The 11,683-nt window shown below is 53.9% G+C and carries 10 protein-coding genes; 1 reads left to right on the top strand and 9 read right to left on the bottom strand.

Annotated features, from left to right (window positions below; translation table 11 throughout):
• Positions 1–157: 157 nt before the first annotated feature.
• From R3C20_11750 to R3C20_11735, 4 genes are all read right to left on the bottom strand, one after another.
• A complete protein-coding gene (locus tag R3C20_11750) occupies positions 158–403 on the bottom strand; it encodes a hypothetical protein (GenBank protein MEZ6041174.1) in 246 nt (81 codons plus the stop codon).
• 85 nt (positions 404–488) lie between these two features.
• Complete coding sequence (locus R3C20_11745; protein MEZ6041173.1) at positions 489–653, bottom strand: DUF1328 family protein; 165 nt, start codon at positions 651–653, stop codon at positions 489–491.
• 94 nt (positions 654–747) lie between these two features.
• The gene (locus R3C20_11740; protein MEZ6041172.1) at positions 748–903 is read right to left on the bottom strand and encodes a hypothetical protein; all 156 of its coding nucleotides are present in this window, start codon (positions 901–903) and stop codon (positions 748–750) included.
• A 511-nt stretch (positions 904–1,414) separates the two neighbouring features.
• Positions 1,415–2,869 carry a sigma-54 dependent transcriptional regulator gene (locus tag R3C20_11735; GenBank protein ID MEZ6041171.1) on the bottom strand — a complete coding sequence of 485 codons (1,455 nt, stop codon included), beginning with the start codon at positions 2,867–2,869 and terminating at the stop codon, positions 1,415–1,417.
• A gap of 475 nt (positions 2,870–3,344) precedes the next feature.
• Between R3C20_11735 and R3C20_11730 the strand changes: the two genes are divergently transcribed.
• Positions 3,345–3,845, top strand: a complete 501-nt coding sequence (locus tag R3C20_11730) for a hypothetical protein (protein ID MEZ6041170.1) — start codon at positions 3,345–3,347, stop codon at positions 3,843–3,845.
• Positions 3,846–3,878: 33 nt separating this feature from the next.
• Here R3C20_11730 and R3C20_11725 read toward each other — a convergent pair whose 3' ends face one another.
• From R3C20_11725 to R3C20_11705, 5 genes are read right to left on the bottom strand one after another with little or no spacing between them, the layout of a single operon-like run.
• The gene (locus R3C20_11725) at positions 3,879–4,667 is read right to left on the bottom strand and encodes a hypothetical protein (protein MEZ6041169.1); all 789 of its coding nucleotides are present in this window, start codon (positions 4,665–4,667) and stop codon (positions 3,879–3,881) included.
• A gap of 9 nt (positions 4,668–4,676) precedes the next feature.
• Positions 4,677–7,295 (bottom strand): endonuclease/exonuclease/phosphatase family protein, encoded by a 2,619-nt coding sequence (locus R3C20_11720; GenBank protein MEZ6041168.1) that lies wholly within the window; start codon positions 7,293–7,295, stop codon positions 4,677–4,679.
• A gap of 34 nt (positions 7,296–7,329) precedes the next feature.
• Positions 7,330–8,616 carry a glycosyltransferase gene (locus R3C20_11715; GenBank protein ID MEZ6041167.1) on the bottom strand — a complete coding sequence of 429 codons (1,287 nt, stop codon included), beginning with the start codon at positions 8,614–8,616 and terminating at the stop codon, positions 7,330–7,332.
• On the bottom strand, positions 8,613–10,946 hold the full coding sequence (locus R3C20_11710; GenBank protein MEZ6041166.1) for a hypothetical protein: 2,334 nt from the start codon (positions 10,944–10,946) through the stop codon (positions 8,613–8,615). Before R3C20_11710 ends, R3C20_11715 begins: the two co-directional genes overlap by 4 nt.
• A gap of 34 nt (positions 10,947–10,980) precedes the next feature.
• The gene (locus tag R3C20_11705; protein ID MEZ6041165.1) at positions 10,981–11,679 is read right to left on the bottom strand and encodes a hypothetical protein; all 699 of its coding nucleotides are present in this window, start codon (positions 11,677–11,679) and stop codon (positions 10,981–10,983) included.
• Positions 11,680–11,683 lie beyond the last annotated feature (4 nt).

The following is an 11,683-nucleotide window of genomic DNA, read 5'->3' as shown; positions in this document are numbered from 1 at the left end:
TCTAAACCGCGAACGGATCAGATCAAGTCACCGGCCGGAGTACGATTTGCCGAACACCGCGTGATCAGAACGAAAGAGACAGTGCAGCCCTGTTCTTTGCAGGAAAGAACGAGCTGCACTGTCTGAATTGACCTGAAGAATCATCCGTTGAGGCAGGCTATTCCTCCGCAGTCGGACTGGTCTCATTTTTATCTTTCTCCGTTGCGCGGTCGATCAGGTCTCGGCCTTCCTGAACCGCACCGTCTACCAGATCTTCACCCTTCTTTACTGCCTCTGCAGTGTCAGCCTTCACTTCGTCTTTATCGAGTGTCACGGTCGTCGAGCCATCAGTGTTTGTGACCGTGACCCAACCGCCGACAACCATCAGCAATACAGCGACCCCGATGATCAGAATGGCTTTCATGACGATTCCCCCTTTTCAATAGATGACGAAATAACAACATCGCCCAGTCATTATTTGAATTCCTGTTGTGGCTGATCACCGAACATTAAAGCGGAGCTCGACGACCAGTCAGTGCGCTGAGAATGGCCAGCACAAGGAAGACAAAGAAGCAGATTTTTGCGGCCGTATAAGCCATCCCACCCACCAGGCCGAAGCCAAACAGACCAGCCAACAATGCAATGACGATAAAGGTTAATGCCCAACTCAACATGATACTTTCCTTCGCGAAAGATCGTTGCTTCGACAACGACCGACAAGGTTCTTAACCGTCAGCAGCACATGCAGCTGACTCAAACTCTCTCACTTCAATCCTTCAAATCCACATCAGCACTTGCGTTTCCCTCGGTCACATTGACATCGACTTCATTCGTCCCGGACGTGTCTTTGCCATTGATGTCCAACTGGAAACCAGGAGCCGATACGCTGATATCCGCCCCGGAAGCTTCTTCACCGCTGGTCACGGATGACTCCTGCTGTGGAGCCGAGTGACTGGCTGGCACCTCCCCGTGAGAGTGCAGTTGAAAACTCCGATTGCAACCAGCGTCTGAAGAGCTGTTCTGAGAGTGGTGAAACATTGTCTCCGTTAAAGTTCATTCCTGACTTGTATGGAGATGTAAAGCACGTGTCGTGCCGAAGGCGAAGAGTAAACTTATCAATGACAGCGCAAGACCTATCCCTGAAGGCACTTGCGTCATTAAAAGGAATCACAGAAGAGGCCGAACCAGTGGAAATTTCTGGGTTCGAGAACGATGCAGCGGATCCACAGCGGCCAACCTGAACGTTGTCCGCTCGCGCGCATCCGGTTTCCGCTCACATCCAGTCTGCGCGTATCCCGAGTTCAGGATCGAACGTTTGAACGCTAGCGCATTTGCACAGCAAAACCGTTGAGCTTGCGAGTCAACCGATGAAGAGCTCTACTCTTTCTGATCTGGCCATTGCTGCGCTGAACAAACGCCATGAGAAGCGAGACCGCTAATCTTCGAGCCCCACATGTTTGTCCAGCGTAATACCGAACTGCTTGACTCGGTTCCGGATCTTACCCCGAGTGATCCCCAGAATCTCAGCGGCGCGCGTTTGATTCCCTTCGGTAAATTCCAGCACGCGTGTCATCAGAAACAATTCCATCTGTTCGAGCGCTTCGGCATAAAGGTCTGTTGATTCCGCCGCCAAACGCCGTTCGACAAAGGGAGCAAGGTCTGAAGGGACACCCGACGATGCGCTCTCTTCATCGCTGGAACTCTCCGCCGACAATGTTTTTCCAATCACATCGACTGGCAAACAGGACGGCACCACAACCGGGCCTGTGGAATTCAGCAGCGCCTGCCGCATCGCGCTTTGCAATTCACGCACGTTGCCAGGCCATCGATAGTTCTTCAGGAGCTCAAGTGCTTCCGGAGAGACCCCCTCAATATCTTCCCGATGCATCTGTTTCGCCCAGAATCGCAGATAATGTTCGATAAGATGCGTAATGTCTTCGCCACGTTCACGAAGTGGCGGCAGATGTATGGTGAGTCCGTTCAATCGGTAAAAGAGATCCTCGCGGAATTCACCCTCCTTCACCATATGATCCAGATCAAGATTGGTCGCTGCGATAATACGGACGTCCGTCCTGATGGTGGTGTTTCCGCCAACGCGTTCGAATTCCTGCTGTTGCAGCAGGCGAAGCATCTTGCTTTGAACCAGCAACGACATGTCCCCGATTTCATCCAGAAAGATGGTCCCGCCGGTACATGCCTCAAACTTGCCAATTCGCTGCTTGTCCGCGCCCGTAAAGGCGCCTTTTTCATGCCCGAAGAGTTCACTTTCCAGCAATGCATCCGGTAGCGCGGCACAGTTAACAGCCATAAATGGCGCATTCGCTCGGTCGCTGTTCTGGTAGATTGCTCGGGCGACCAGCTCTTTTCCGGTTCCACTTTCGCCGCGAATCAAGACCGGCACATTCTGGGCGGCGACTCGACCAATCGACTTAAATACATCCAGCATCGGGCCACTGCGACCCACGAATGCTTCCATGTTGGGATCAACCTGATCCTTCATTGAAAGAGCAACGGGGGTACTCATCATCCGTCGCGTTTCAATAGCCTGCTCAATCAGATCGGTTAACGCAGGAAGATTGAGAGGCTTTGTGACGTAGTCGAAGCCACCCAACTGCATCGCTTTGATCGCAGTCGTGCTGTCAGATCCTGCAGTAATGAAGATGATGGGAAGCCGTCGATCGTGTTCCTGAATCTGCTTGAAAACGTCCAACCCGGAGACACCCGGCAGCATCACATCGAGTAACACGACTTCCGGTTGCTCCGACGCCAGCAATTGAAGCCCTTCATCGGCCGTCATCGCAGTAACGGTGGTCAGGTCAGCGCGAGCCAGCGAGTGTCGGACCATCTCGCAGACCGATCGATCATCATCTATTACAAGTACATTTGTCATTTGATTGTCCGGGTTATCTTGCCGCTGCTCTTTTGGCCATAGCACTTCCGGGCCTCTCGAAGAAACTGTCCCCACCGTGGAAGAGGGGGCGATTTCACCGGAGGGAATCGCAGCACCGGCCAAATGCGACATGCGACGGGTGCAAAGTCTAGCCGCCAAACGGCGACCATCAATCCTTCGCTTTCCGGCGTCCGAAGGACAAGCCTGCGATTTCTATGGCGAGTGATCCTGGTCGCTGAACGACCGCGCTGTTCTTTCAGCAATCAGACCATTCCGAAACCGGGGTCAAAACATCGCATTCCCATCAGAAAATCGTTCGGTCTCTGATACTCCCAAGTTCCCGATATGCAGCAAGTACTGTCCGGCACGGACTTTGCACCCTGCAGGTAGTGAAGCATGGACAGGAAACGAAGTTGCTCCTGTTCGTTCGCGCATTCTCCTGTTCACAAATCACAGGGCCATTCGGAGGTCAATTATGTCTTCCACAATGACACCGAAGCCAGAGTCACATACGACCGCCGAACAATGGTGCGAATCCGGCCGCCTGGTCGTTCATACCAAAGGAGCCGATGCCGGTCTGATCCGCCTGGATCTGGAAGTGAGGGGCTTCAAGTCTGCGGAAGAAGCATGTCGCGCCGTGAAGCTGATCTTTGTGGGCGAGTCTCAGCCGCTGTCTGCACGCCATGCCGTTGGAAATAACGGAAGATTCGTGCTTGGATATTATTCTGGTGAAATTGCGAACGGCGGGTACCTGCCCGGTGAAGCCGTTGCCTGCTGGGAAATCGATGGACAACAACATCGAATGAAGGTCCTGTTCACCGAAACCGCAACCAAAGCCCTGACGCGGGGTGGTGTTGAGGCGGCAAACATTCCCGGCGGAATGCCATCTCAGACGTATCCAAAGGCCGTTTCGCTGCTTGTACTTCTGGCCAGTGGCTGCTTTCTGGCATTCGCGATTCTGCTGCTGATACTTTAGTGCCGGGTCCTTCAGTAATTCCGGATCCGGCCTTTACCGCATCTTCTGCAGGTCGGCATCCTGCAAACGATCAGGAGAAGAATCGATATCTTCGTCGAGGTTCGATTTGGGCCCGAGTTGACTGAACGAAGCTTGAGTGACCAACTGCTGGAGTCGGGCCCGCCTCCCTCTCAGGAACCATCGAGTCAAAAGACTGACGCCCAGTACAGCAGCAATGATCACCGGCAACCAAGCCGTATGATTGAAGGCGACATTCCCTGTCCCCAGCAACATCAACGCATTCAGCCAGTGAAATAGCCAGACGATCACCAGATACCTGGCATGTGGCAGGTTGGACAGTGCCAGCGAATAGATCTTGGTGGCATACGGCAAACCGGGCACTGTCACAAAAACGGCGGTAAACCAACACTGGTGTCGATCAGAGATTTCCGGCACCTTCATGCGCCATTCCTCCAGTTTCCGGAGAATTCCCGGGCGGATTGCACTGTGGCAAATCTGCCAGGCCGCTTCGGTATGGATCCCCATCACAACAGCGATGATGGTTGATGCCACCGGAAAACGGAAACGCGCACCAGTCAACAGCAGCAGGACGCTGATGGGGAAGCCAACCAACGGAAGTAAGATCAGGGTTGAAACAAAGACCGCCGGGTGCGTCTTCATGTACAAGTCGCGCACTGTGGTCCAGTCAATCCATTGAGAGCAACCCAGGAACAGCAATACGGACAAGAAGAGAACAAGCAGCCAGAGTCGATATCGGCTGGCCCGGGCACCATTCAGCGATGCCTGTTGGGACGGTCCATCATGCTGGGAGATTCGTGGCATCACAGCCGCTCAGGCAACTTCTGTCATGGGTGTTTCGGCTTTCTGATGAAACACTTCGTCAGCGCTGCAAATATCGACCTCGCGGGATTTCGAAGCTTCAGCATCCAGGCTTTGTTCCGGCGGACATATCACAAGATCCGCGACAAGGGGCAGATGATCCGATGCCACTCTGGCCGGGTGTCGCTGCAGTACCTGCACCTGTTCCACTTCAAAATGGGGACTGACAAGAATGTGATCGATCCAGCGCAGTGGAATCGGAGAGGGAAACGTTTTGACGTGACGATTCTTTACGTTCGCCGGGGTTGCAGGTTGCAGGTTTTCGCTGAGCATGCTGACAACAGGCGAGGCAAGTCCCGCATTGAAATCACCCGCAACAACGATCGCGTGATCGGAATCACTTCGACCAAGCCACTCCGAACTCAGCAGCGCATGAGTCTGTTCGCGGCGTTCTCTGGACGTCAGACCCAGATGCGTATTCAGGAAACTTACCTCGCCCTGAGGCGTATCGACTTTCACCCATATCGCACCACGTGGTTCTGATCGACGTTTCCCTGTTCTGTCATTCAGGAGTCCTTCCTTAAAAAGACGGACTGGATATCGGCTGATGACGGCCAGGCCGTATTTCTCATGGTTGACTTCCCACACGGGGAAATATCGATGATACATACCAAGCTGCGCAGCAATCAGTGCGGCCTGATGTTCTCCGCGAGATCGCGGTCGGTAGGCATCCAGTTCCTGAAGGGCAACCAAATCAGCGTTCGAATCGGCAATCACTCGGGAAATACGATCCGGCCGACACTTTCCATCCATGCCTCGACAATGATGCACATTCCACGTCATGACACGAAGTCTTCCTTGAGCCGGTCCCGCTAGCGACACGGAAGATTCCACCCGCACAGCCGCTGATGACTCGCCTCTCGCTGACCCGCCCGGTGCCGGTTCAGCCACTTCATGACTTGTCCGGCCATAAGCATTCCATTCAGAGCGCATATTCCCGGACTCCCGGTATTTGGTGATACAGTCGTGGAGGTCAATCCCCCGAATATACTTTTCACCATTGGAGGCCGTTCTTGATTCCACCGGAATCGACTGCGGAATGAGTGCAAAACCTCTTGTTTCCTGAAGACCGATGCTGCCGTGCGCACCATTTTCCTGCACAAACGTCATCGGTTCGGATTCGGGATCCCAGCCGCTGATGATCAGATCGCCCGCATTTTCGTGCTGACACAATCGTATGAGGTCGGTCGCGATCTCGTCCGCAAAATGATTCTGTGGACCTACAAGCGAGATGATATCATCGGGCAGATTCCAGAGACCTCGACGGTTTCTTCCTGCAAATGCGCCGGACGAATCCCTGTACAACACGAGTGGAACGTGCTCTTTCAGCACAAGCTCCTGAGCCAGCTCGGCCCTGACATCCGTCGATGTCCCTTCAGGAAGATAGATATGCCCCAGTGGTCCCATCGCTGTCACCACCACCGATTCAGCCATCTCATTCAACTTCAGGTCCGACGTTGCCTTTCGACCACGACGAGTGTGCATCAGGTGTCTTGTCCGCTGGTTTAACAGGGACGCTTTCTGTGCGTCATCCGGCCGATAGATCTCCGGCATTTCCGAAAGCAGCCGGCTGAAAGCATTCTTCAAAGCTGTCTGAATGGATTGGCCATGGCGAAATTCGTAGACGGTTGCTGCTTCCTGACCATGATCTGAAAACACGATCACTTCATAGTCACGCGTATCTTCCCGCTGCGCTGCATGGAAGATGTCTTCGATTGTTCTGTCGATTCCTTTCAGCCCCCAGTGGGCAAAATAAGAATCCGGACCTCGTCGGTGTGACTGCTCGTCGTAGCCAAGCAGGTTTGCGTAGATGATGGGTTTTCCTCTGGCCATGGCCAGCTTGACGACAATTCGGACCCATTCACGCATGATCACAGAGACCAGTACGCGCGCAGGCACGAAGCGGATTTCCGATCGCCAGTCCTTTCTGCAAAACAACGCTTTCAGCATGTCGAATGTCGCGACAAGGACCTCAGCAAATGTCAGCAATGTGATTCGTAACAGTGTCACAAAGTACAGGGCGAGCATCACGACCGCTCTGAGTGGATTCAGATCCGACAGGGTTCTGGATACATCCGTCGTTTCCGCGCAGCAGGCCGATTCTTCCGCACCTCCCGAATAAAGATTCGAATAACTTGCGCCACCGCGCAAAAGCGGCTGCGTTTCTGCGCATTGTTCTCTGATCGTGGCCGAAGCAGCCTCCATGTCGAACATTCGAAAAATGCGGCCTGTTGCTCGGTGCAGAAACTGAAATGAAGGTACAGCACACGGAACACCATACATCACTTCGGCCTGAACGGCGGGTGTCGTTGAAGGTACGCCTGAATAGAAGCTCATTCGATCGAAGTAGCCTCGGTCAATCATCTTCTTCAGGAATGGCAATCGATGCTTACAGATCGCTGCTTCGAACTGTTTTCTGGAAAGTCCATCCAGTTGCAGCACAACGACACCATGCTGATTGTTGCTATTCTGCTCACCTGCATCTTCCAGACGCAGCCATCGAATAAGAAGTTGCGTTCGACTGAATCTGCGACGTAGTTTTCGGAGTGTGCTTCCGATTCTGGACAACATGAGGTTCTCCCATTTGTTTGGATCACCGGTCAACTTAAACGAGTTCTGCCTGAGTGGCTTCTGTTTCAATGATGGATGCCATTAGCGCCGATGCTTTTTCTTCCAGAAGAAACCACTCTGCCTGCAGGCGGCCCTGCAACATGTCCCATCCCGTCAGATCTCCGCCGTCGGCTGCCCTGACGTTGTCCAGGGACTGTTCGTAGACCTTGATCAGATCCTTCGCGACAACGTCCTGACCAAAGGACTGAGCGGTAAGAAGTGCTTCTTCTGACATTTGCATCAACTGCTTTGTATTCTCCGTCAGCTGCATGATCGCTATGGCAAAGTCCGATTCTGTAGCGTCACTGCTGAGGAGCCTTCCGTTGGCATCCGTCACAATTTCGCGCACACCCGGAGCATCCAGAGCCACAACAGGGCAACCTGCAGCCATCGCTTCTGCAAGTACCATCCCCTGTGTCTCAGAACGAGATGCAAACACGAATGCATCCATGGCACTGTAGGCGTCCGCCAGATCCTGACCGGACAGGCGACCTGTAAACACAATGCGACTTGAATCGACGTGTGAGCTCAGGATTCTGTCCATCTGCGGCCTGCTGTCACCATCACCTACAACCAAAAAAATGGTCTCCGGCCGGTGTTGAAGGGCCTCGGACACAGCCGTTGTCAGGAAAATCAGATTCTTTTCTTCTGCGAGGCGACCGACGTGTCCCAGCACGCAGGCTTTGTCAGAGATCTGATGTTTCCTGCGGAACCGACTGGCCTCTCCGTTGGCGAAAAAGTGTGTATCGATACCTGTCGGCAGGCTGCATATGGGTACGCTCACGCCACGGTCTGTAATCAGATCTGCAACGCTCTGGCTGGGCGCAATCACCTGGTGGCAAAGATTGCAGTACTCAGTCGCCATCTGGACAGCCACGCGTTTCAGAGAATCTGAATCCCCTGGCACATAGTGGGTATACTGTTCGTACATTGTGTGGTGCGTGAAGATCAGCGGAAGACGTCGCTCATAAGCCACTCGAACAGCCGCATCCCCCAGGAGAAACGGATGGTGACTGTGAATAACATCGGGACGGAACTTCTCAATGAATTCAGAAATCAGCCAGGGCTGCGGCAGCCTCAGCGAGAAATCGCTGCCGTTGAAATTCTGTATGGCGGGAACACGCAGGACATCGTCGCTGGACATCTCTGCGCCATCAAACTCAGGAGCGACAATACAGACGTCGTGGCCAAGTTGACGGAGTATATCTGCAGAAGTGCTGACGCTTCTGGCGACGCCGCCGACATGTGGCAGGTACGTGTTGGTAAACATGGCTATCTTCATGATGTCACTCCCGGGGTTGATGTGTCTTGTAATGCCGCCGTTTCTGCGTTCTGACGTTTTGGTTTCAGAGCAACAGCAGTCCCTGAGCTCGCGTTCGACACGACTTCGTAACCGGGAACACGTATTTCAATGCTCGGCGGTGTGTGTCTCCATTTTGCATCGATGAACAGAACAGGCTCTGTTGCCGCGTCTTCAATCCGAACAGAGACAGCTCCCCACGGCGTCAGGGTCGGGCCGAATGACAGTGTCTTTCGCGACTGCATCCATTCTGTAAAGATGCCGGAACCAATGATGAGACCGCCTTGTTCCTCACGGACGAAACAGTTGCGCATCATCATGACCCATTCTGCGGCAGCCCAGCCGTGCTGTCCGTCTCCCATGCATCCCCCCAGAGTTTGTGGGTGGATGGCTTCCGGCCACTGCCCCGTGGGAGACGCCAGTTGGGCAACATTCTCTATCAGAGTCTGGAAACGCGTGTCGCCATGACGAAGTAACGTTTGTGCGACATTCAGTGTCAGGTAAGCATTGATACCCGAATGAACCATATCCTGAAAAAAGCCACCGTTGACAAAGTGCTTCCGTAACAGGTGATCCGCAGTGTTCCAGATGGCCGCATCATCAGGTGCAGTCAGCCTGAGGGGATAGTCCGCAACCAGTGAGCCGATCGATCCGGCATCCATCCGGCGATAGGGAGACGCGGGAATCATACGGGCAGATTTGGCCGTCATGTTCTTCGACAGGCTGCGATCGATGGACACCAGAAAGGAATCTGCAAGGGCAATGGCCCGACAGGCTTCAGCATCCTGGCCGAATTCTTCCAGCAGTTCTGCCGCGGCTCTCGCACCAGCCTCAGACCAGTAGGCGTCCCAGTAATAGTGATCGTTCGGACCAAGGTGCTCTGCGCTGAATCCCGCAGGCATGAGACCGGCATGTCGACAATCAACCCCGGGATCAACTCGTTTCTTCTCAATCCATCGTAATGCCGACCGAATGACGCCGAGCAGCGAGTCTGGTGCCTGTTCTCCCGTCAGCTTTCGGAACTGGTTCAGAATCCAGAGGACCTGGCCATTTGAATCCCATTCACCCTGTTGCGAACGAAAGTAGCCGTCTCTCTGCTGTCGCGAGGGAAACCGACTGAGGTGTCGGCGACAACGCTCCACAAGCCCGATCGAAAGCATCGGATTCATCATCAGGCAGGCGTCACGGAACCAGAACCTTCGATATGTATACGGGCCAGGGACCAGTTCTCCCGCGGACAAAAGAGTCAGCGTCACGACCGCCGAATCATACAGTTTCATGAATCGCTCATCCGGCACCTGAAGTGTGGCCACCTGAGTACGAATCTGAGCCCAGTCGATGCACGGATCCGCCGGGCAGCTGTTCCCCTGACTGCGGAGTTCCTGTTCAAGGCAAACGGTTGTTCGTAGCTGGAACCGGTCTGCATCAATCCGAAACAAAGAAGCAGCAGTGGCCATACCCTGATCGCAGGATTCATATTCAGAATGCTGAGGAATGGATTGTCCCGGTTTGGACCTACTCAGATTGCCCGCGACGTCTCCGTGGTCGTAGTGCGAGGTGATTGTGGAATCAGCTGGCCGACTGGTGAGAACATCTGTTTGCTGATTGACACGCCATCCAGCTCCATCAGCAAGCAGCTTCACTTCGTCAACAAACTGGATGCCTTCCGGATTATACGGCCGAATCGCGACCACCAGTGAACCGCCACGTGCCCCGCTCACGACCGAATCAATCTCCAGCAAGGGTCTTTCGCTCTCCCATTTGAGCCTTGTGGAGTTCTTCAACGACATCGAGTCCCGACTGGTAATCGTCTCGACGACCTGATTCTCTCCGACCACCATCACCTGTTGACACTCGTGACTGCCGGATCGGCTTGGGTAGAGCACGTCCCCAAACTGGTCGACGACCCAGAAATCAATCGACCATCCATCATGCAGGGGCGTTACGAGCCCTCGAGGATCCACCAGCGACACGATTGGCAAATCTGGCAGACCAACCGCTGTCCAGTTCCGGTGCGTCAGATTGATATGACTGAAGGAAAACGCGCGAGGGATGAAAGAGGCATCGTGAGGATCAAACTGTCGTTCGACCCAGTAAGGCCAGACCCAGTCAAGGTTGTGCTGGATGGCTTTTGTGTTAATCAGTCCCCGGGCATGAAAATGAATCCCGGCTCGCAGCAACTCAATGGGCTCCTGCACTTCACTGGGTTGCGAGAACTGTCGCAATCGCGCCAGCCAAAGAGCAGGATCCATGATTCCATAGGCTCTGGCGGCTCGACGAACAACTGATCTCCATGGCAAGAAACGAAGCATTTCGGAGTGTCCTTCCGGTAAGACAATCGCCGCATCAACGCGACTGGCAGAGTGATTCTCGCGGTACGACCGGAAGCGAGGTCTTCCGGCCACAGTCTTCCTGATGACTGACAACCACACCCGGGACATTTGCAACCACAAAACGCTTCACAAAGTCCGGAACCGAAAGATCACACGCTCGCAGATGCAGGTCGCCAAAATTCGCCGACTGATTCGCCGCGACTGCGACGGTGATGATGTGGCGCGTTGCAGTGTCCATGACAAGATCTGCGATCTGACCGATATGTTTGTCCTGACGATAAACATCAAAACCCAGCAAGCTCCCTGCACTCCATAACCATGGATTCCAGTTTGAGCCTGCCACTTCTTCCGAAGCGATCCGCAACTCACTCATTTTTTTCTGCTGCACAGCCCAGTAAGTGGGCCAGTCGTAGTAGGCCACCAGGTGCGATGCCTCCTGCACATCGAGTGGCGGGTCCTGTTCGAGCGGCAACGCATGCTGAAATTCCTCAGCCGTGCGGCAGACATGAATTTCACGTTCCGACTCGCAGTACGAATCGACTTTGTCGGCATCGATCAGCAAGAACTTTTCGCCGGTTTCGTCAGCACGAATGATTACGAATCGGTGAACCTGTCCAGTTCGACTATCGAACAGGATGTCGTGCAGAAGAAATCGGTGTCTGTCGCTGGACTTGATGTGCCAGCCAGCCAAATCTGAACAATGAAAAATCATAGGG

It is taken from the genome of Planctomycetaceae bacterium (genome assembly GCA_041398825.1).
Classification (GTDB): Bacteria; Planctomycetota; Planctomycetia; order Planctomycetales; family Planctomycetaceae; genus F1-80-MAGs062.
The sequence above is the reverse complement of the archived record's forward strand: the minus strand, read 5'-3'. Positions and strand labels throughout refer to the sequence as shown.

Excerpts from the sequence above, each read along its gene's own strand:
- R3C20_11750 (MEZ6041174.1), bottom strand. The coding sequence starts at position 403 with ATGAAAGCCATTCTGATCATCGGGGTCGCTGTATTGCTGATGGTTGTC.
- R3C20_11720 (MEZ6041168.1), bottom strand. The coding sequence starts at position 7,295 with ATGTTGTCCAGAATCGGAAGCACACTCCGAAAACTACGTCGCAGATTC.
- R3C20_11715 (MEZ6041167.1), bottom strand. The coding sequence starts at position 8,616 with ATGAAGATAGCCATGTTTACCAACACGTACCTGCCACATGTCGGCGGC.
- R3C20_11745 (MEZ6041173.1), bottom strand. The coding sequence starts at position 653 with ATGTTGAGTTGGGCATTAACCTTTATCGTCATTGCATTGTTGGCTGGT.
- R3C20_11705 (MEZ6041165.1), bottom strand. The coding sequence starts at position 11,679 with ATGATTTTTCATTGTTCAGATTTGGCTGGCTGGCACATCAAGTCCAGC.
- R3C20_11725 (MEZ6041169.1), bottom strand. The coding sequence starts at position 4,667 with ATGCCACGAATCTCCCAGCATGATGGACCGTCCCAACAGGCATCGCTG.
- R3C20_11710 (MEZ6041166.1), bottom strand. The coding sequence starts at position 10,946 with ATGCTTCGTTTCTTGCCATGGAGATCAGTTGTTCGTCGAGCCGCCAGA.
- R3C20_11735 (MEZ6041171.1), bottom strand. The coding sequence starts at position 2,869 with ATGACAAATGTACTTGTAATAGATGATGATCGATCGGTCTGCGAGATG.
- R3C20_11730 (MEZ6041170.1), top strand. The coding sequence starts at position 3,345 with ATGTCTTCCACAATGACACCGAAGCCAGAGTCACATACGACCGCCGAA.